21 protein-coding genes are annotated in these 19,970 nt (G+C 63.4%); 12 read left to right on the plus strand and 9 right to left on the minus strand.

Annotated elements, in window-relative coordinates; translation table 11 throughout:
- Together C9I57_RS10765 and C9I57_RS10770 are read right to left on the minus strand one after the other, a co-directional pair.
- Positions 1 to 1,060 (minus strand): AMP-binding protein (locus C9I57_RS10765; protein WP_107150647.1); only part of this gene is annotated, 1,060 nt, incomplete at its 3' end.
- 10 nt (positions 1,061 to 1,070) lie between these two features.
- Positions 1,071 to 1,340, minus strand: coding sequence for a hypothetical protein (locus C9I57_RS10770; RefSeq protein WP_107150649.1), 270 nt, complete (start codon positions 1,338 to 1,340; stop codon positions 1,071 to 1,073).
- Between C9I57_RS10770 and C9I57_RS10775 the strand changes: the two genes are divergently transcribed.
- From C9I57_RS10775 to C9I57_RS10805, 7 genes are all read left to right on the plus strand, one after another.
- Positions 1,339 to 2,874 carry a fumarate hydratase gene (locus C9I57_RS10775; RefSeq protein WP_107150651.1) on the plus strand — a complete coding sequence of 512 codons (1,536 nt, stop codon included), beginning with the start codon at positions 1,339 to 1,341 and terminating at the stop codon, positions 2,872 to 2,874. The two genes, C9I57_RS10770 and C9I57_RS10775, sit on opposite strands and share 2 nt — an antisense overlap.
- Positions 2,875 to 3,073: 199 nt before the next feature.
- Positions 3,074 to 3,553, plus strand: a complete 480-nt coding sequence (bfr, locus tag C9I57_RS10780) for a bacterioferritin (RefSeq protein ID WP_107151035.1) — start codon at positions 3,074 to 3,076, stop codon at positions 3,551 to 3,553.
- Between the two features lie 89 nt (positions 3,554 to 3,642).
- Positions 3,643 to 4,479: a glutamate racemase gene (murI, locus tag C9I57_RS10785; RefSeq protein WP_219909869.1), complete on the plus strand. Its 837-nt coding sequence runs from the start codon at positions 3,643 to 3,645 to the stop codon at positions 4,477 to 4,479.
- Between the two features lie 170 nt (positions 4,480 to 4,649).
- Positions 4,650 to 4,892, plus strand: coding sequence for a (2Fe-2S)-binding protein (locus C9I57_RS10790; RefSeq protein ID WP_107150655.1), 243 nt, complete (start codon positions 4,650 to 4,652; stop codon positions 4,890 to 4,892).
- A gap of 210 nt (positions 4,893 to 5,102) precedes the next feature.
- The gene (locus C9I57_RS10795) at positions 5,103 to 5,879 is read left to right on the plus strand and encodes an energy transducer TonB (protein ID WP_107150656.1); all 777 of its coding nucleotides are present in this window, start codon (positions 5,103 to 5,105) and stop codon (positions 5,877 to 5,879) included.
- Between the two features lie 28 nt (positions 5,880 to 5,907).
- Positions 5,908 to 6,636: a MotA/TolQ/ExbB proton channel family protein gene (locus tag C9I57_RS10800; RefSeq protein ID WP_107150658.1), complete on the plus strand. Its 729-nt coding sequence runs from the start codon at positions 5,908 to 5,910 to the stop codon at positions 6,634 to 6,636.
- A gap of 15 nt (positions 6,637 to 6,651) precedes the next feature.
- A complete protein-coding gene (locus C9I57_RS10805) occupies positions 6,652 to 7,077 on the plus strand; it encodes an ExbD/TolR family protein (protein ID WP_107150660.1) in 426 nt (141 codons plus the stop codon).
- A 400-nt stretch (positions 7,078 to 7,477) separates the two neighbouring features.
- Here the strand turns inward: C9I57_RS10805 and C9I57_RS10810 are convergent, their stop codons facing one another.
- Positions 7,478 to 8,461 (minus strand): LysR family transcriptional regulator, encoded by a 984-nt coding sequence (locus tag C9I57_RS10810; RefSeq protein WP_107150661.1) that lies wholly within the window; start codon positions 8,459 to 8,461, stop codon positions 7,478 to 7,480.
- 194 nt (positions 8,462 to 8,655) lie between these two features.
- Between C9I57_RS10810 and C9I57_RS10815 the strand changes: the two genes are divergently transcribed.
- The 4 genes from C9I57_RS10815 (at position 8,656) to hemP (ending at position 11,259) form a co-directional block, all read left to right on the plus strand.
- Positions 8,656 to 9,528: a pirin family protein gene (locus C9I57_RS10815; RefSeq protein ID WP_107150663.1), complete on the plus strand. Its 873-nt coding sequence runs from the start codon at positions 8,656 to 8,658 to the stop codon at positions 9,526 to 9,528.
- 188 nt (positions 9,529 to 9,716) lie between these two features.
- Positions 9,717 to 10,139: an OsmC family protein gene (locus C9I57_RS10820; protein WP_107150665.1), complete on the plus strand. Its 423-nt coding sequence runs from the start codon at positions 9,717 to 9,719 to the stop codon at positions 10,137 to 10,139.
- Between the two features lie 206 nt (positions 10,140 to 10,345).
- Complete coding sequence (locus C9I57_RS10825) at positions 10,346 to 10,831, plus strand: SRPBCC family protein (RefSeq protein ID WP_107150667.1); 486 nt, start codon at positions 10,346 to 10,348, stop codon at positions 10,829 to 10,831.
- Between the two features lie 143 nt (positions 10,832 to 10,974).
- Positions 10,975 to 11,259, plus strand: a complete 285-nt coding sequence (hemP, locus tag C9I57_RS10830; RefSeq protein ID WP_107150668.1) for a hemin uptake protein HemP — start codon at positions 10,975 to 10,977, stop codon at positions 11,257 to 11,259.
- Between the two features lie 288 nt (positions 11,260 to 11,547).
- Here the strand turns inward: hemP and C9I57_RS10835 are convergent, their stop codons facing one another.
- The 5 genes from C9I57_RS10835 to uvrB form a co-directional block, all read right to left on the minus strand.
- Positions 11,548 to 12,960 carry a 4Fe-4S binding protein gene (locus C9I57_RS10835; protein WP_107150670.1) on the minus strand — a complete coding sequence of 471 codons (1,413 nt, stop codon included), beginning with the start codon at positions 12,958 to 12,960 and terminating at the stop codon, positions 11,548 to 11,550.
- Positions 12,957 to 13,799, minus strand: a complete 843-nt coding sequence (locus tag C9I57_RS10840) for an FTR1 family iron permease (RefSeq protein WP_107150672.1) — start codon at positions 13,797 to 13,799, stop codon at positions 12,957 to 12,959. Before C9I57_RS10840 ends, C9I57_RS10835 begins: the two co-directional genes overlap by 4 nt.
- Before the next feature lie 51 nt (positions 13,800 to 13,850).
- Positions 13,851 to 14,198, minus strand: a complete 348-nt coding sequence (locus tag C9I57_RS10845) for a cupredoxin domain-containing protein (protein WP_107150673.1) — start codon at positions 14,196 to 14,198, stop codon at positions 13,851 to 13,853.
- A gap of 50 nt (positions 14,199 to 14,248) precedes the next feature.
- A complete protein-coding gene (locus C9I57_RS10850; protein ID WP_107150674.1) occupies positions 14,249 to 14,797 on the minus strand; it encodes an iron transporter in 549 nt (182 codons plus the stop codon).
- 197 nt (positions 14,798 to 14,994) lie between these two features.
- On the minus strand, positions 14,995 to 17,085 hold the full coding sequence (gene uvrB, locus C9I57_RS10855) for an excinuclease ABC subunit UvrB (RefSeq protein WP_107150675.1): 2,091 nt from the start codon (positions 17,083 to 17,085) through the stop codon (positions 14,995 to 14,997).
- Between the two features lie 272 nt (positions 17,086 to 17,357).
- On the opposite strand from uvrB, the gene C9I57_RS10860 reads away from it, so the two are divergent.
- Complete coding sequence (locus C9I57_RS10860) at positions 17,358 to 18,557, plus strand: amino acid aminotransferase (protein ID WP_107150677.1); 1,200 nt, start codon at positions 17,358 to 17,360, stop codon at positions 18,555 to 18,557.
- A 151-nt stretch (positions 18,558 to 18,708) separates the two neighbouring features.
- Here the strand turns inward: C9I57_RS10860 and C9I57_RS10865 are convergent, their stop codons facing one another.
- Positions 18,709 to 19,959 carry a DUF3734 domain-containing protein gene (locus C9I57_RS10865; RefSeq protein WP_107150679.1) on the minus strand — a complete coding sequence of 417 codons (1,251 nt, stop codon included), beginning with the start codon at positions 19,957 to 19,959 and terminating at the stop codon, positions 18,709 to 18,711.
- Between the last annotated feature and the right edge of the window lie 11 nt (positions 19,960 to 19,970).

Consider the following 19,970-nt stretch of genomic DNA (forward strand, 5'->3'; position numbering starts at 1 on the left):
GCTCGATCATCTGCCAGAAGCGCCCGCCGTGCGGATAGGTCGGCACGCCCTCGAACATCACCTGCGTCGCGCCCAGCGCCAGCGGCCCGTACGCGATGTAGGTGTGCCCCGTGATCCAGCCGATGTCGGCCGTGCACCAGAACACGTCCTCGGGCTTCCAGTCGAACGCCCACTTGATCGTCTGCGCCGCCCACAGCAAGAAGCCGCCCGTGCTGTGCTGCACCCCCTTCGGCTTGCCCGTTGAGCCCGACGTGTAGAGCACGAAAAGCGGCTGCTCGGCGCTCACCCACTCCGGCTCGCAGCTGTCGGCCTCGTGCGCCACGAGCTCGTGCAGCCAAAGGTCGCGCTCGCCGTTCCACTGCACCGCGCCGCCCGTGCGCCGGTACACGATCACGCTCTTGACCGCCTCGCAGCCGCCCATCGCCAGCGCTTCATCGGCGATCGCCTTCAACGGCAGCGCCTTGCCGCCGCGCATCTGTTCGTCGGCCGTGATCAGCGCCACCGCCCCGACGTCCACGAGCCGCTCGTTGAGCGACTTCGACGAGAACCCGCCAAACACCACCGAATGCGGCGCGCCGATGCGCGCGCACGCCTGCATCGCCACCACGCCCTCGATCGACATCGGCATGTAGATCACCACCCGGTCGCCCTTGCCGATGCCGCGCGCCTTCAGCGCGTTGGCCAGGCGGCACACGCGCGCGAGCAGCTCGGCGTAGGTCACGCGCGTGACCGTGCCGTCGTCGGCCTCGAAGATGATCGCCGTCTCTCCGCCGCGGCCCGCCTCGACATGGCGGTCCAGGCAGTTGTACGACGCGTTGAGCTCGCCGTCTTCGAACCAGCTGTAAAACGGCGCGTCGGACTCGTCGAGCACCTTCGTGAACGGCTTTTTCCACGTCAGCGTCTCGCGCGCGAGCTTCGCCCAGAATCCCTCGTAATCGCGCTCCGCTTGCGCGACGATCGCGCGGTAGGCGTCCATGCCAGGAATCGCCGCCTGCGCCGCCAACTCCGCGGGCGGCTGAAAAATTCGGCTTTCGTGAAGGACCGATTCGATCGCAGACATCGAGAACTCCCTATCGATAAACGAAAAACGAGAAACGGAAGTGAATCCGGTACTGGCAGATGCCTTGGTTGAAGCCGATATGATGACGCACGCCGCGCGATCGGGCCGCGACGATCGATGTGGCACCGCAGCATCGGGCGCCGTTCTCTTGCCTGGCTCGCGAATCAATCGCTGCGCGGCGCGGTACAATAGCGCGCCTTTTTTGTGCTTCGCTGGCGCCTTTCCGGGCGCTTTCAGCGTTGGGATTCGCCGCCTCTCCTCCCCACAGCATCTTCGCCATGACAGTCATCAAACAGGAAGACCTGATCCAAAGCATCGCCGATGCGCTGCAGTACATCAGCTACTATCACCCGCTCGACTACATTCAGGCACTGGGCCGCGCTTATGAACTCGAAGAGAGCCCGGCCGCGAAAGACGCGATCGCGCAGATCCTGACGAACAGCCGGATGTGCGCCGAAGGCCGCCGGCCGATCTGCCAGGACACGGGAATCGTCACCGTGTTCGTCAAGGTCGGCATGGATGTGCGCTGGGGCAGCGAGAGCGGTCCCGCGACGATGGGCGTCACCGACATGATCAACGAAGGCGTGCGGCGCGGTTACCTGAACCCCGACAACGTCCTGCGCGCCTCGATCGTGAGTCCGCCCGAAGGTGCGCGCAAGAATACGAAGGACAACACCCCGGCCGTCATCCACTACGAGCTGGTCCCCGGCGACAAGGTCGAGGTGCAGGTCGCCGCCAAGGGCGGCGGCTCCGAGAACAAATCGAAGTTCGCGATGCTGAACCCGTCGGACTCGATCGTCGACTGGGTCTTGAAGACCGTCCCGACGATGGGCGCCGGCTGGTGCCCGCCCGGCATGCTCGGCATCGGCATCGGCGGCACGGCCGACAAGGCGATGGTGATGGCGAAGGAATCGCTGATGGAGCCGATCGACATTCAGGAAATCATCGCGCGCGGCCCGCGCGACTGGATCGAGGAGCTTCGCATCGAGCTCTACGAAAAAGTCAACGCGCTCGGCATCGGCGCGCAAGGCCTCGGTGGCCTTTCGACCGTGCTCGACGTCAAGATCATGGCCGCGCCGACTCACGCGGCCTCGAAGCCGATCGCGATCATTCCGAACTGCGCGGCAACGCGCCATGCGCACTTCACGCTCGACGGCTCGGGCGTCGCCAAGCTCGACGCTCCGCCGCTCGACGCCTGGCCGAAAGTGCAGTGGGTGGCCGACACGGAAACGAGCAAACGCGTCGATCTCAACACGTTGACGCCCGCGGAGGTCGCGAGCTGGAAACCAGGCCAGACGCTGCTGCTGTCGGGCAAGATGCTGACCGGCCGCGACGCGGCCCACAAGCGCATCGCCGACATGCTCGCGAAAGGCGAGAAACTTCCCGTCGAGTTCAAGAATCGCGTGATCTACTATGTCGGGCCGGTCGATCCGGTGCGCGACGAAGTGGTCGGCCCCGCCGGCCCCACCACGTCGACGCGCATGGACAAGTTCACCGAAACGATGCTCGCGCAAACGGGCCTCATTGCGATGATCGGCAAGGCCGAGCGCGGACCCGTCGCGATCGAGGCGATCAAGAAACACCAGGCCGCGTATCTGATGGCCGTCGGCGGTGCCGCCTATCTCGTCTCGAAGGCGATCCGCGGCGCCAAGGTGCTCGCGTTCGAAGACCTCGGCATGGAAGCGATCTACGAGTTCGACGTGACGGATATGCCGGTCACGGTTGCCGTCGATTCGAAGGGTACATCCGTCCATGAGACGGGGCCCAAGGAGTGGCGCGCGAAAATCGGCAAGCTGCCGGTGGTCCCCGCGTAATCGCTCGGCGCTCTCGTATCGATCACGTCGCCATCGCAGGAACCGGGCTTCTCGGCCCGGTTTTTTCGGATGACCGGGGCAGGCACCGCCACTTTGCCTTGACCGATCGGCCAACGAAACGTGTGTCGTCTTGGCATTTGCTGTCGCACGGTTTATTGTTGCCCATCACGGCCTCAATACGATGCAAAAAGGAAACTTCATGAAAGGCGACGCGAAAGTCATCGAATATCTGAACGCGCAACTGAAAAACGAACTGACGGCAATCAATCAGTACTTCCTTCATGCCCGGATCTACAAGAACTGGGGGCTCGTGAAGCTCGGCAAGCACGAGTACGAAGAGTCGATCGACGAGATGAAGCATGCCGACAAGCTGATCGAGCGCGTGCTGTTTCTCGACGGCTTGCCGAACCTGCAGGACCTCGGCAAGCTCATGATCGGCGAGAATACGCGGGAAATCCTCGAGTGCGATCTGAAGCTCGAGCTGGGTTCGCGTACGACGTGTCAGGAAGCGATCGCCTACTGCGAGTCGGTCCAGGATTACGTTTCGCGCCAAATCTTCACCGAGATTCTCGAAGACACCGAAGAACACATCGACTGGCTCGAAACGCAGATCGGCCTCGTCGATAAAATCGGTCTCGAAAACTATCAGCAGTCCGCAATGGGAAGCGTGGAAGAATAATCGCAGCCATGGCCTCAGAGCTCGACGCGCCAGTCAACGGGTCCGCCGGCGACCCGCTCACGGCTTTCACCGCTAGTTCCGCGAATGGGATGGCGGCTCGTCCAGTCGGCATATTCGATTCCGGCCTCGGCGGACTTTCCGTGCTGCGCGCCGTACGGGCGCAACTGCCCGACGAAGCGCTCGTCTACGTTGCCGATTCGCGCTATGCGCCCTACGGCGAGCGCGATCATGCATTCATCGTCGAGCGCACGCTCGCCATCGGCGAGTGGCTGATTTTGCAAGGCGCCAAGGCGCTCGTCGTCGCGTGCAACACGGCAACGGCGGAATCGATCGCGCTCGCGCGCGAAAGACTGACCATCCCGGTGATCGGCGTCGAGCCCGGCATCAAGCCCGCTGCCATTCAATCGAAAACGCGCGTTGCGGGCGTGCTCGCCACTCAGGTCACACTGCGAAGTGAGCGCTTTCGCGCGTTGATGGAGCGCCACGGCGCGGACTGCCGGTTCCTCTGCCAGCCTGGCCACGGTCTCGTCGAAGCCATCGAGCGTTGCGACGTGGACTCCGAGCAGGTCCGTGCGCTGCTCGCGAGCTACATCGAACCGATGCTTGCCGCGGGCGCTGACACGCTCGTGCTCGGCTGCACGCACTATCCATTTTTCGATGCCGTGATTCGCGACATCGTAGGCGACCGCGTGATGCTCATCGATACGAGCGTCGCGATCGCACGGCAACTCGAGCGCGTACTCGGCGCAAACGGCTTGCTCGCCGCCGCCGGCACGAATTCCGTCCCGCCGCCGCGACTTTGCTCGACGAACGACGGCGCGCATCTGCTCCAGCTTGCGTCGCGACTGCTCGGGCTCGGCGGCCCCGTCGAACGAGTCGACATCGCGCTGCGCGAAACGCCGGCGCACGAGCCGCGGGCCGCCTGATCCGGCTCTGTTTCGGGGAGGCTTTTGCGCCTCCCCGGCTCTCGGGCAGCCCCGCCGAATAAAGGGCCGCATCGCATCGACCCTCACCGCAAATATTTCGCCAATGGGCTTGCCAAGCGAGCGGATCGAAATGATAATAGTTCGCATTAACGTTCGCTATCGCGTTAGCCATGATCGTCTGCGTTTGCAAGTCCGTTTCCGACCGGAAGATTCGCGCCTCCATTGCCGAGGGCGTCGATACGTTCGATGAGCTTCAATTCGAGCTCGGCGTGGCCACTTGCTGCGGCAAGTGCGAGGAGTCGGTGCGCGAAGTCATGGCCCAGTGCGGCGTCTGCGAAGCGCGCTGCGGCGTCGAACGGCCCGATACCGTTCACCCGGTCCACTTGACGTTTTACGAGCGCAAGGCAGCCTGACGCTTCCGCCTGCCCGCTCTTCCTGTTATTCCTTTCGTCGGCGCCAGTCACGCAAGCAGCCAGCAGCCGCTCGTTTTCCTCGAGGAGGTCGAGATGGAACTGCTCATCGGTTTTGTGACGACGCTATGTATCTCGGTTCTGATTTTTCGCGCGTGAAACGGGAGGATTTCCTTGGCCCGGCAGGCGCTGGCGACCGAGGTCCGCGCTAATATGCCACCATCGCTCAACGCTCCGTCCGTCATGACGCCGGCCACGCTCCCTCCGGTTCGCATTCGCATTGCGTCGACTGTCGCGGTCGTTGCGCTCGCCCATATCGCGCTGATCGCTGCGATTATGCAGATGACGCAGCGGCAAACGCCGCCCCTCTCGCTAGAATCGAAAGTCATTATGGCACAGTTGCTGAGTCAGGAAACCGCGCCCGTCGCGGCGGCTCCCGCGCCGCCCGCGCTACGTTCAGCGCCTGAGCCGATCCCCCATCCGGTCGTCAAGAAAAAGGTCGAGCCGCACGTCGCGCCTCCCCGACCGTTACCCGCACCCAAACCCGCACCGGCCACGCCGAAAGCCGTTACCTCGCCCGAACCGGCGCCAACGGCAGCGCCCGCGCAGGAATCGGCCAGCAGCCAACCGGCGAAGGCTCCCGAGCAACCCGCCGCGCAATCGCCCGCGGCGGGACCCGCCAGCAGTCGGGAAACGCTCGCCATCGCCGCCCCGAAGGCAGTTCCGCACATCGACTGCCGGATCGTGAAGCCCGACTACCCCGCGCTATCGCGCCGCCGCGGTGAAACCGGCACGGCCGACGTGCGGTTCGTCGTCGGCGCGACAGGAACGATCGAAAGCGTCGCACTCGCCAAGAGCAGCGGCTATCCGCGTCTCGACGATGCCGCGCTCGCCGCGATGCGCGCAAGTTCATGCCGCCCTTACGTCGAAAACGGCACGCCGATACGCGTGACTTACACCCAGCCGTTCGGGTTCGCACTCGACGATTAACCGTCACCAGCAGAAAAAGAGGAATCGAATGCAGAGCTATAGTCTGGCCCACGTCTGGGCTCAGGGCGATTTCGTCACGCGCGCGATCGCGATCGTATTGCTGACGATGTCGCTGGTTTCCTGGAGCGTGATGGCCGTCAAGGGATGGAACATCATCCGGCTCAGGCGCCTCTCGAGGAACGCGGAACGCGAATTCTGGCATTCCGACGATTTCGCGAGCGGCCTCGACAAGCTCGGCGAGACGCAGCGATCCGCCCATGACAATCCGTACCTGGCATTGGTGCTTGCGGGGCAGGAAGCCGCCGACCACCACAAGCGGACGCGGCCCCACCTGCATGACCAGCTCGACGTTTCGGATTGGATTTCGCGCTGCCTCAAAGACACGATGGAAAATCGCGTCGCGCATCTTCAAGGCGGGCTCGGCGCGCTGGCGTCGATCGGCTCAACGGCGCCGTTCATCGGGCTGTTCGGCACGGTCTGGGGTATCCATCGCGCGCTCTTATCCATCGGCGCGAGCGGAGCGGCCTCGATCGATCAGATCGCGGGGCCGATCGGCGAGGCGCTCGTGATGACGGCGTTCGGCCTTGTGGTCGCGATCCCGGCCGTGCTCGGCTACAACGCGCTGACACGCTCGAACAAGGTCATCGTCGGCAGCTTGCGGCGATTCGCGCATGGCCTGCACGCGTACTTCGTGACAGGTGCGCGTCTTGCGTCCACGGGCACCGGCGGCTTACGGCTCGCCGCGCGCGCGAACTGACGTCGGGGACGAGCGATGGCTATACAGCAGTTCGACGACGAAGACGATGGACTCATGAACGAGATCAACATGACGCCGTTCATCGACGTCATGCTGGTACTCGTGATCGTGTTGCTGGTCGCGGTGCCGGCCATTCACCGTGCGATCAAGATCGATCTGCCGCAAACGGGCGGCAGCAAGCTCGTCGAAACGCCGAAACAAGTCGACGTCTCGGTGCGCGCCGACGGATCGCTCTTCTGGGGCGACGAGCGCATCGACGACGCGACGCTGCGTACGAGATTCGAGCAAGCCGCGCAAGCGAACCCGCAGCCGGAATTACGGCTGGCTGCCGATCGAAAGGTACCCTACGAACGGGTCGCCGACGTCATGTCGGCCGCGCAAGCGGGCGGCCTGACCAAAATTGGCTTCGTGACTTTTCCGCGTCCGCAAGCGCAGCGTTGAGCCGGCCTTCGGGGGTAGCCGAGTTCGCCGGGGCCTGGGCCTGGCCAGTCGGAGCCTTACGCAGTCGAGCCACATAGTAAAAGGCCCCCATCGAAAGATGAGGGCCTTTTTTCATGCGCACACGGCGCCTTCGGGCGGCGGGCTCGTCCGCCATCGGGGTAGCGTGAGCACCGCATGCGACAGCCGCGTTTGACCACGGACAGCGCAGCCACCCTATCAGGCTGGCTATAAGAGCAGCCGTCGGAGTTCGAACCGGACACGCCGATCCGAACGAGTTTTCAATATAGGCCCGCACGCGTGACCGTTCAAGCGAAGGCCCATAGAAACAATCGATTGCCGGCCGCGCTTAAATGACAGCAGCGATGTTGCGGCAACGAGAACGCGCCCGCCTCCACCGATATCACGTTGCCGCGGTGGAGGCCTGAATCGCTCGAATCTGATCGAGCGTCGGACACTCGCGCGACAGCGCGCTTTGTTCGCCCCGATCGAGCACTTCGACGAGAAAGTCGACGAATGCCCGCACGGCCGGCACCATCCCCTGGCGCGAGATGAAGGCCGCATAGAGCTTCGGCGATGGCAGCGTCCAGCCCGGCATGACGGGCGACATCCGCCCCGCGCGCATCGCCGCCCCGTACATCATCTCGGGCAACGCCGCTATGCCGACACCTGCGAGCACGGCCTCGCGAATCGTCGCCAGGTCGTCGGTGATGACACGCGGCTCGTGCTCGTGGACATAACGTTTGCCGTCCGGACCGATCAGATTGAAAACATGGCGGCCGTCGGCGCTCGGCGTATCGAGCGTCTCGAACTTGGCGAGATCGGCGGGCACGAGCGGCGGCGCGTTCTGATTGAGCAAGGTAGGTGAAGCCACGAGCATCTGATTCGTATGCCAAAGCGGCCTGGCGACGATATTCGCGCTATCGGGCGGATCGGAGCGTACCCGCAGTGCGACATCGACCGGGTCCTCATAGAGATCGACGACGCGATTCGTCACACGGATCGTCACGCGGATTTCGGGATACCGAAGCAGGAACTCCGGCAGCGTCTCGGATAGCAGTATCTGTGAAAGCGTAACCGGCACGCTCACGCGGACCGTGCCGCGCGGCGACGACCGCAGCTCTTGCACGGCATTCATCGCCGCCTGCGCTTCGGAGAGCATTGCCTGACAGTGCCGGTAGAACAACTGCCCTGCCTCGGTGAGCGCGAGTTTTCGCGTCGAACGCTGCAGCAAGCGCACGCCGACGGACGCTTCGAGCTCGGCCACCCGCCGCGACAGCCGCGACTTCGAGATGCCGAGCATGCGCTCGGCCGCGGAAAAGCCGCCATGTTCGACGACCTGCGCGAAATACATCAGGTCGTTCAGATTATGCGAATCGAACTGCATGTGATCGTTCCATCGGTGAGACAAACCATTGCTCCGGGCATGGCTGGAAGCGGGAGAGCCGGTCCATATAATAGGTTTCACATTGAACGGCCCCACGCCGCTGCGCTCGCTGTCCGAAAGGGGCGGCCAAGTTCGCCTTGGGGCCACCCGCATATCGATTCAAGCATGATCGCACCGCCCAAGGAACTTTCGCCATGACGAGCATCCGCAGCATCAAATTTTCGCTCCCCGCCGTTCGTACGACCGAAGGCGGCGGCTTCATCGTCCATCGGCCGTTCCCCACCCGCATGTTAATGGACTTCGATCCTTTTCTGCTGCTCGACGAAATGGGACCGGTGGACTATGCGCCGGGCGAGGCCAAAGGCGCCCCCGATCATCCGCATCGCGGCTTCGAAACCGTTACCTACCTGCTCGAGGGCAGCTTCGCGCACAAGGATTCGGCCGGCCACTCCGGCGTGCTGCGCGCAGGCGACGTGCAATGGATGACGGCCGGCGCCGGCGTCGTCCATAGCGAGATGCCCGACCCCGTGTATGCCCGCGAGGGAGGGCGTGTTCACGGCCTCCAGCTATGGGTCAACTTGCCGCGTCGCGACAAAATGATCGCCCCGCGCTATCAGGAGATCGGCTCGGCACAGATTCCCACGGCGTCGACAAGCGATGGAAAAGTGCGCGTGAAAGTTATCGCCGGAGAAGCGCTCGGCGTAAAGGCCCGCATCGAAACGCGCACCCCGATTCTCTATCAGCACTTCACGCTCGAACCGGGCGCGGCCATTATCCATCCCCTGCCGCGCGACTTTCGGGTGTTCGCCTATCCGCTCGCCGGCGCCGGTCTTTATGGTGAGAGCGGGCAAGCCGTGCAGCCGCAGCACATGATCGCATTCGACGATGACGGTGACGCAATCCGGCTGGCGGCCGGCGACAAACCGCTCGATGTTCTGCTCATCGGTGGTGTGCCGCTCAACGAACCGGTCGTCAGGCACGGGCCTTTCGTCATGAATAGCGAAGACGAGATCCGTCAGGCCATTGTCGATTATCAGTCCGGGCGGATGGGCGTCATCGCGCATTGAGACTGCGCTGCCGCAGGCTTCGTCTTCGAAACCCGCGCCCGCGGCTGCCACGCTCGCCGCAATGACGCGCGAACGTGACCGAATTGCGTCAAAATGATCGCTCATGCCACCGGCTCCGCCTACGCTCGACGTTTGGCGCGGCCGGCCGGCATCGCGCCGTCGAGGCGCCCTCGGACTGGAGCCCATGCATGAGCGAACGCATCGTCAACGCAACGATTGGTACAGCGAACTATCGAGTCGACTTCAACGACGGCACGCATCTTTGGCATGCCGATGAGCCAGCCTCGCTCGGGGGCGGCGATCTCGGGCCGACGCCCGTGTCGTTGCTATTGTCCGGTCTCGGCGCTTGTACCTCGATCACGTTGAAAATGTACGCGCAGCGAAAGGGCTGGCCGCTCGAGGACGTTCACGTCACGCTGTCGCTAGAATCGGGCAACGACGGCACGAAGATCAGCCGCACGATCGTCCTGCACGGCGCATTGTCCGACGAGCAACGCGAGCGTCTCTTGCAAATCGCCAACGCGTGTCCCGTTCACAAGATTCTGACGGGGCCGATCAGTATCGAGACGGGACTCGCGGCAGTGCCGCCCGCGGCGGCGACCGCGGCCTGACCGCAGCCTGCGCTGAAGCGCCTCCAGACAACAAAACTTGGCGCGGAGCCGGCGCCCGAAGGCGCCCCGAAGGCGCCCCGAAGGTAGTCCCGTTGGGGATAGTCCCGTTGGGGATAGTCCCATTTGGGATAGTCCCGTTGGGGATAGTCCCCTTGGGGAAAGTAAAATCCCCGTAGGGACGCTTTCTTGAGAGGAAGGGTCTTCCATTGAATTTCGAACACCTGATTCAAATCAACGATCCGCTCAACCCGCTCGTCGAGACACTGACGCGCGAACAGCTTTGGGAAGGGCTCGTGCTGCGCGCCGAGCAACCGCAACTGTTCGTGCTCGGGCTCGACAGCTGCACGATTCTTTCGCGAACGGATTACACACTCGAGCGCGAACTGCACTATGGCCATGCCACTGTGCGCGATCACGTCACGCTGACGCCGAACGAAAGCGTGCGTTACGACATCCGCGCAACGGAGGCCCACGTCGGCGGCTCGCTCACGATGACGATCGAGCAGCCCGACGAAGTGCAGCTCTTCCTTCGCTTCCAGTACGAGACGACGCTTCCCACTCCCGATACGGAAGACGCGAGACAAACGAGCGAGATCGTGAAGTCGGCTTATCGCGAGTCCGACATCGATACGGTGCGCCTCATCCGCCAATACGCCGTGCAGAACCCCAAGGAGCCAGGAGCGCTACATTGAGGGCCCGCGCGGCCCTCGATGCACGGTTCTTCCCTATCGGCCGCGCGTGTCGATGAAAATATTCTTTCAATCGATAATGATTCTCATTTATAATTCGTCCATTGAATGCACCCGCGCGATGCGCGACTGAGAGAACGCACGGTATGACCGAGTTCGCCCGCCCTTCCACTTTGACGCTGCGAGCCTCCACTCACGGCACGCCGCGGAATCGCCGCCTGGACGCCCGCGATTCCGCGCGCGAGATGCGCACGGCGCAACCGCCTCGTAGCGCCAGCGCCAGTACAAGCACCGGCGTGGGCCCGAGCGAACAGCGCGTCTTGCGTAGTGACTCGCTGTTGCAGGGACGCACTCATGTGCTGATCACGCACAACGGCGAGACTTATCAGTTGCGAGCAACGCGCCTGGGCAAGCTCATCCTGACGAAGTAGCGCTCTATCGAGTTATTGTGGGGACCACCTCCGTGAGAGGTGTTGGGTAGTAGCCAGCAGAGACGACGTAGCACGCGAGTCTAGACCCCTTCGTGCAAACCTTTCAGCAACCGTCGAAGCCAGCCATGCCGCTTTTTTGATGCCGCTTACTGCCTCGCAGTGAAGATCCGGGCCGTGCAGCCTTCGATGCCATCAGACGGTTGGCTATCGTTCAGCAAGCCCCTTAATGGCCAGACTTGGCCAGCCAACCGCAGACGCCCCCTCGCAGTCATCCATTCCCTACGAGCCTCAGTGCGCGAAGCCCCAGAACATCAGCCACCACGCACTGTCGGCAACGGCAAGCGCCGCAACGAAAGGCACCATCGCACGAAAGCGAGCTAGCCATCGTGGTCGATAGCTGCATGCAATGCGCCATCCGAGCCACGCACTCCATGAATTGGCGACGGCCAGCACGGCAATCCGTACGACGGGCACCCAGTCGAGCGCGAGATGCTCGGCGCGCAAAAGCGAAACCGTTGTCGCGGACAAACCGAGAAAGACACCGGCTCCCGCAACAGGGATGAGCGCCTGCGTCAAATGATGGAGGCGTTGGCGATCCCAAGACCCGAGCACGCGCGCCGCCAGCGCGATCAACGCTAGCAGCGCCGTGCCGTAGACGAGGGCCGTCGCGAGGATATAGCCAACGACGAGTGTCCCATCGAGCCATGAGAAGACATCGTTCTGGTCGGGATAGTGCGTCAGGATGAACCATGGCGCGTTCGTCGCAAGCGGCCACGTCACATCGTGATCGATGAGCCACATCGCAAGAAACTGCTTCAACTGCACGAACCAGGGGCTCACCGTCCAATGAAACGCGCCGATCGCGACGCCGAGCAAACCATAGAGCACCAACGCGGTATCCCACGCGTTGCCTGCCTGCCGACCCAGCTCGACGACTTCATGTGAAGGCGAGCGCCAACTGAGCGCGATGGCCTCACGGTGTCCGCTGCAGCGGCCGCACATGTGGCACGACGCGGCGCCCTTCATATTGCGCAGCGGAACCAGCGGCGCGCAGTTGATCGGGATGACTCGGTGACCTTGCTCGCCTTGCTTGTACGAGCGCCGCCATGCGTCCTCGTCGACCTTGTAGTGGAAAGGCGCAAGCCGCGCGAGCAACGAAAACACGCCATTGACGGGGCACAGATAGCGGCACCAGACACGCTTTTCGCGCCCATAGAGCAAACCAATGACGATTGCGGCAAGCGTCGAGCCGCCCAACACCAACAAAACCGCGAGCGGATATTGGTAGACGCTGACCATCTGACCGTAGATGGTCGTCAATCCGAAGGCCACGAACGGCCAGCCGCCCCAGCGCATCCAGCGCGGGATGGCCCGGCCCCGGCCGTGCCGGCTCGCAAACTCCGCGAGCGCACCCTCGGGGCACAGCACGCCGCACCAGACACGGCCGAGCAGAACCATCGAAAGCAGGACGAACGGCCACCAAATGCCCCAGAACACGAACTGGGCAGCAAGCGTGAGATTGCTCCACAGGTGCGCCGTCTCATCGGGCAACGGCAGGCAGGCCGGGACGACGATCAAGAATGCGTAGACCGCGACGACCAGCCATTGCACCCCGCGAATGGCCGCGGCGTTGCGCTGCATCCAGTCGCCGACATACGCGAGCCGCCCCGCGCTCGCCGAAATGCCGATCCGTGCGCTCATACCGCGCGGCTCGCCGCGGCCGCCGGCACACGGCTCGCGCGGCGCACGAGCCAGCCGACGAACAACCAGTAGAGCAAATACGCGACGAGGTTCGTCAGCGACGGATGCGCTCGGTAACCTGTCAGCGCGGCGACGAGCGAGCCTACCGTGCTCGAGTCGTCGAGCAGCGCCGAAGTGTTCCACACTTGCGTGATCCCGAGCGGCAGGATCTCCTTATCGATCAGCTTATCGACACCGGTCTGGAGCAAGCCGGCCGCCAGCAACAACAGCATGATCTCGGTCACGCGGAAAAATTGGCGCCAAGAAAAGATGCGCCCGCCGAGCTGCAGCAGATAGAAAGTAAAGAGCGCGAGCCCGAAGCCGAGCACGATCGCAAGGAGGTCGGTACCTTTGACAGCGCCCGACTGCCCGAATCCAAGGCCATAGAGGAAGATGACGGTCTCGCTGCCTTCCCGCGCAATGGCGAGCGCCACGAGAACGGCGATGCCCCAGCCGTTACCGTCGCGCGTATGCGCTTGCAGCGAACGCTCCATATCGCGTTTGAGCGTGCGCCCATGACGTTTCATCCAGAGCACCATCTGGACGATGAGCACGCACGCGATGAGGACCATGCCCGTCTGGAAATAATCGGCCGCATCGCCCGACAAGAATTCGCTGAAGCCGACGAGCGCCGCGCCCAAAGCCACGGCCGCGAGCAATCCCGCGCCCACGCCGGCCCACAAGTACGGCAGACCGCGACGCGCCGAATCGTCGCCGTGACTCAACCATGCATAGAGAATACCGACTACGAGCAGCGCCTCGACGCTTTCCCGCCATACCACGAACAGTACCTGGCCCATCCATCCTCTCCCGCGCGCGGCCGTCCCCGATCGGGCGACCGCGCGCAACTGCTACTTCGCGACGATCACGCCTTGCGCCGTCTGATGAAAATCATCGAAGAACTTGTATTGCCCCGGATCGAGCGGCGCAATGACGACGAACGAGTCGGCGCCCGGGGCGAGCACCTTCTCTTTGCGCAGCTCGACGCTTTCGAACTCCACCGCGCCCTTGCCCGTGTTGCGGATCTCGATCTTGATGCGCTTGCCGGCCGGCACTTCGATCCGCGCCGGATTCAGCTTGCCGTCGGCCATTTCGAGCTTGAACGTCGGGAGATCCTCGGCGTGCGCCGCGGAGCCGACGCTCGCCATGGCAATGAGCACCGCCGATGCGAATCCTGCAATCTTGCGATGCGCGCTCATGCATGCCTCCGGGCCGCGATCGCGACGGTCATGAAGAACGGACGCATCGCTCAGTACCCGCCCTTCTTGCCGATGCCCGCGAACGGAAAGTCGTATTCGAGCGTGATCGGCTTGAACCACGGACCCACACCGGTTTCTTTGTCGACGTGGCGACCGAATGCCATATGGCCCGTCTGCATCGGCGGGTTCACGACGACCTTGAGGTGGTACTTGCCCGGCCCGGCGAGCTTGACGTTGTCACCGTAGTGGGGGCCGTCGTCCGCCACCATCGGCATGAGATCGCCTTTCGCCGAATAGTTCGAGCCCGGCTTCGTCAATTCGTAAGTCACTTGCAGGTACGGCATCCAGTCGCCTTCCGCGAAGCCCGTCGGATTGCCCTTCACCGCATGGATATCGGCCTCGAGATGGATATCCGAATCGGACGCCTTGCGCATCATGCCCTCGGGATCCATCGTGATCGGCTGCAAATAGACGGCACCGATCTCCATGCCGCCCGCGATCTGTTGCTTGCCGATCGGATATTCGGCGGCCGACGCCGCCACGGAGGCCATCGCAACGGCCGCCACGAGGCCGCTGCGAATCCAGGAAGTACGCTGCATCGAAACTCCTACGAGAGAGACAAAGGCGGAGCGCCCGCTCCGCCGCGAAACGCGTTCTCGGCGATCGTGCCACGCTGGAACACGAACACGAACGCAAATGCGAACGATTATCAATTGAGTGGAAGTCTAACACCGAACCGCTCGTCATACCAAATAAACACGCGGGGAGCGGGGAATTGGCGTTGTATCGGCGGCACTCAGCCGTTGCCGACGATCGAATCGCCGACGTTCGCGCCGAACGCGCGCTCTCGCAGCACGGCGAGCTGATCGCGGGCCTGAGCGGCCTTTTCGAATTCGAGATTCTTGGCGTAGTCCATCATCTGCTTCTCGAGCCGCTTGATTTCCTTGGCGAGCTGCTTTTCCGACATGTCTTCGAATTTCGCCCGCTGCTGCATCTCCTTCAGCTCGGCGCGCGCATCGTCGGCGTTGTAGACGCCGTCGATGATGTCCTTGATCCGCTTCACGACACCGCGCGGCGTAATGCCCATCCGTTCGTTATGAGCGATTTGCTTCGCCCGGCGCCGCTCGGTCTCGTCGATCGCGCGGCGCATCGAATCGGTGATCTGGTCGGCATAGAGAATGGCGCGGCCGTTGACGTTGCGCGCAGCCCGCCCGATCGTCTGAATCAGCGACCGCTCGGCCCGAAGGAAGCCTTCCTTATCCGCGTCGAGGATGGCCACGAGCGAAACTTCCGGAATGTCGAGCCCCTCGCGCAGCAGGTTGATCCCGACCAGCACGTCGAACGTGCCGAGCCGCAGATCGCGGATGATCTCGACGCGCTCGACGGTGTCGATGTCGCTGTGCAGATAGCGCACTCTGACGCCATGATCGGCGAGAAACTCCGTGAGCTGCTCGGCCATGCGCTTGGTGAGCACGGTGACGAGCACGCGCTCGTTCGCGGCGACGCGCGCGTTGATTTCCGACAGAACGTCGTCGACTTGCGTGCGCGCGGGACGCACCTCGACATCGGGGTCGACGAGCCCCGTCGGCCGCACGACTTGCTCGACGACCTGCCCCGATGTCTTGCGCTCGTAATCGGCGGGCGTCGCCGTCACGAAGATGCCCTGCCGCATCTTGCGCTCGAACTCGTGGAACTTGAGCGGCCGGTTGTCAAGCGCCGACGGCAGCCGAAATCCGTAGTCGACCAGATTTTGCTTGCGTGCGCGGTCGCCGTTGTACATGCCGTTGAGCTGGCCGATCAGCACGTGTGACTCGTCGAGAAACATCACCGCGTCTGGCGGCAGGTAATCGACGAGCGTCGGAGGCGGCTCACCCGGCGCCGCACCGGAGAAATGCCGCGTGTAGTTCTCGATGCCTTTGCAAAAGCCGAGCTCCTGCAGCATCTCGAGATCGAAGCGGGTACGCTGCTCGAGGCGTTGCGCCTCGACGAGCCTGCCTTCGCTATGGAAAAACTCGAGCCGCTCGCGCAGTTCGGCCTTGATCGTCTCGACCGCGCGCATAACCGTCTCTCGCGGCGTCACGTAGTGCGACGACGGATAGACGGTAAAGCGCGGAATCTTCTGGCGCACGCGGCCCGTCAGCGGATCGAACAGATGCAGCGAATCGACTTCGTCGTCGAAGAGCTCGATCCGCAGCGCCATTTCGGCATGCTCGGCCGGGAAGATGTCGATCGTGTCGCCGCGCACGCGGAATGCGCCGCGCTGGAAATCGGCCTCGTTGCGTGAGTACTGCATCGCGATCAGCCGCGCGATCACCTCGCGCTGCCCGATCTTGTCGCCCGTGCGCAGCGTGAGGATCATCTGGTGATATTCGCTCGGGTTGCCGATACCGTATATCGCCGAGACCGTCGCGACAATGACGACGTCGCGCCGCTCCATCAGGCTCTTCGTCGCCGAAAGCCGCATCTGTTCGATGTGCTCGTTGATCGACGAATCCTTCTCGATGAACAGGTCCCGCTGCGGCACGTAAGCTTCGGGCTGGTAGTAGTCGTAGTAGGAGACGAAATACTCCACCGCGTTGCGCGGGAAGAACTCGCGGAATTCCGAGTAGAGCTGCGCGGCGAGCGTCTTGTTCGGTGCGAACACGATCGCCGGGCGCCCAAGGCGCGCGATCGCGTTGGCCATCGTGAAAGTCTTGCCCGAGCCCGTTACGCCAAGCAGCGTCTGGAACGACAGACCGTCTTCGACGCCTTCGACGATCAGCCTGATCGCCTCGGGCTGATCCCCGGCCGGCGGGTAAGGCTGGTAAAGATGGAACGGGGAGCCGTCGAATTCGACGAACTTCGATTCGTCGAGGTCATCGGCGGCGTGGGACGTGTGCTCGGACATGAGGAAAAGGGCATCCTTCGCCGAAGAAAAACGCTATTTTAACGGTTTGCGCCTTCGCGAGCAGACCCGCCGCCGGGACGTTCGCAACTTCCCGCCTTCCAGGGCAATTGCGATTCGGGCCCGGATTCACGCCAAAATTCGCTACAATCTCGCTTTCCGTCATAGCGTTTCGCCACGGGCCGGCCGCCCATTGCCGAACGGACGCCATCCGCCGCCGGTTTCGGGCCCGATGCGAGAGCAGCCCTCTTTCCTTACTACGCCGAACGTACATCATGTCCCTCTTCTCCGCAGTCGAACTCGCGCCCCGCGACCCGATCCTCGGCCTCAACGAAGCATTCAACGCCGATTCGCGCCCGACGAAAGTCAATCTCGGCGTTGGCGTGTACTTCAACGAGGGAGGCAAGATCCCGTTGCTGCGTGCGGTGCGCGAGGCGGAACAGGCTCGCGTCGCGGCTGAGCAGCCGCGCGGCTACCTGCCCATCGAAGGCATCGCGGCCTACAACACCGCCGCGCAAACGCTGTTGCTCGGCCAATCTTCGCCGCTCATCGCGGAGGGACGCGTGGTGACGGCCGAGGCGCTCGGCGGCACGGGGGCGCTCAAGATCGGCGCCGATTTCCTCAAACGCCTGAAGCCGGCCGCGAAGGTCGCCATCAGCGACCCGAGCTGGGAAAATCACCGCGCCCTCTTCGAAGGCGCGGGCTTCGAAGTCGTCTCGTACCCCTATTACGATGGCGCGACGCATGGCGTAAATTTCGCCGCGATGCTCGATGCACTCAACGGCTATCCCGCCGGGACGATCGTCGTGCTGCACGCGTGCTGCCACAACCCGACCGGCGTCGATCTCGGCGAGGCGCAATGGAAGCAGATCGTCGAAGTGGTGAAGGCGCGCGGGCTCGTGCCGTTCCTCGACATCGCGTACCAAGGCTTCGGCGACAGCATCGAAGCGGACGCGCTGGCGGTACGGCTTTTCGCCGCGGCGGAAGTGAATACGTTCGTGGCGTCGTCGTTCTCGAAGTCGTTCTCGCTCTACGGCGAACGCGTGGGCGCGCTTTCGATCATCACCGATACGAAGGAAGAAGCGGCGCGCGTGCTCTCGCAACTGAAGCGCGTCATTCGCACGAACTACTCGAACCCGCCGACGCACGGCGCCTCGATCGTCGCCAGCATCCTCAACACCCCGGCTTTGCGGGCAACGTGGGAAGAGGAGCTGGCAGAGATGCGCGACCGCATTCGCGCGATGCGCAATGGTCTCGTCGAGCGCCTGAAAGCGGCAGGCGTCGACCGCGACTTCGGCTTCGTCAATGCGCAGCGCGGGATGTTCTCGTACTCGGGCTTGACGGCCGCTCAGGTCGATCGTCTGCGCGAAGAGTTCGGCATCTATGCGGTCAGCACGGGCCGCATCTGCGTTGCCGCGCTCAACACGCGCAATATCGACGTCGTCGCGAACGCGATCGCGCACGTGATCAAATAACGGGCGACCGACCGGCACGCCGCGCGGCGCGGGCCAAAACGCTCGCCCGGCTCGGCTGACACACTGGCCAAACGCACGAACGGCGCCCCTCGCGGCGCCGTTCTCCTTTTCGCGTTCTCCTTCTCGCGCTCGACTTCGCCGAGAGCAAAGCTCAGCGCAGATCCCTGTGGATGTCGTGCGTCACGAACCCGGCGTCGTTCTGGGGCATTTCCAGCCATCCGGGCTGAGCAAGACTCAAGCGAATATCTTGTAGGCCGCTCTTCCAATGCAGATGCATCGTGGACAGCCCGAACTGATAGTCCTTGTAATTGCCCTCGAATTCCTTGTCGCGATAAACGAGCTGAACGACGTTGTAGCGGCGCGAGGTCGCCAGCTCGTCGGCCAGCTTGCACCAGGGATCGTCGCGATGTTCGGGCGCCACACGCGTCAGCAACTCGCGCAACACATGGCGAAAGCGCTGCGAATGCTGGAGCATGTCCGTGACGAGCCTCGTGCGGCTCGAATACTGAATGTCCTTCACTCGGCCCTGTACGTCAGTGACGTTGTTCGGCACAGGGCCGCGCGCGCTCCAAAGATCCACCTGAAACGCGAGGGTATCGCGGCGCGGCGTGGTTTGGACGACTTCCCAAAGCGGCGTGTTCGACATCAGTCCGCCGTCCCAATAGTATTCACCGTCGACGTTCGTGGCGGCGAACCCTGGCGGTAATGAAGCCGATGCGATGAAATGCTCGGGCCGAAGCTTCGTGTGGGTATTGTCGAAGTAGGCAAAGTTGCCGGTGCCGACGTTGACGGCCGCCACCGAGACGCGTATTTCGCCCGAATTGATCCTGTCGAAGTCGCACAGGCGTTCGAGCGTCGCTTTCAACGGCGTGGTGTCGTACCAGCTCGCCCGATCGGGCGTGCTGACCGAGAATGGCAACGGCGGCGGCACGCGCGGCACAAAGAAGCCTTTCTGCCCGTCGAGAAGGGCGCTGACGGCCTGCATGGCCGTGAATGCCGTGCGCACGGTTTCGTTGGACTCGAAGAAGGCGTTCTCGACAGCCGGCGGCAACGGCAAACCGTAAGCGGGCTGACAGATCGTCTCCCAGAACTCGTGCAACTTCGCGACTCGGTCGTTCGCCGCGTTGCCCGCGATGATGGCCGTATTGAGCGCCCCTATCGAAATGCCGGCGATCCAGTTGGGCAACACGCCTGCCTCGTGAAGCCCTTCATAGACACCGGCTTGATAGGCGCCAAGCGCGCCGCCGCCTTGCAGCACCAGCGCGACCGTTTCATACGGCGGCAAAACGATAACGGGTTGACGAACCGCTTCGTCACCCTCCCGGCCATCCGGCCGCGCACGCGCGGCCTCGGGCGCCAACGATGCTCCAGCGCCGATTGGTCTCCCATTGCGCTCCGCCATCGCCGGCTCCT

The organism is Trinickia symbiotica (assembly GCF_003028655.1).
GTDB classification, from domain to species: domain Bacteria; phylum Pseudomonadota; class Gammaproteobacteria; order Burkholderiales; family Burkholderiaceae; genus Trinickia; species Trinickia symbiotica_A.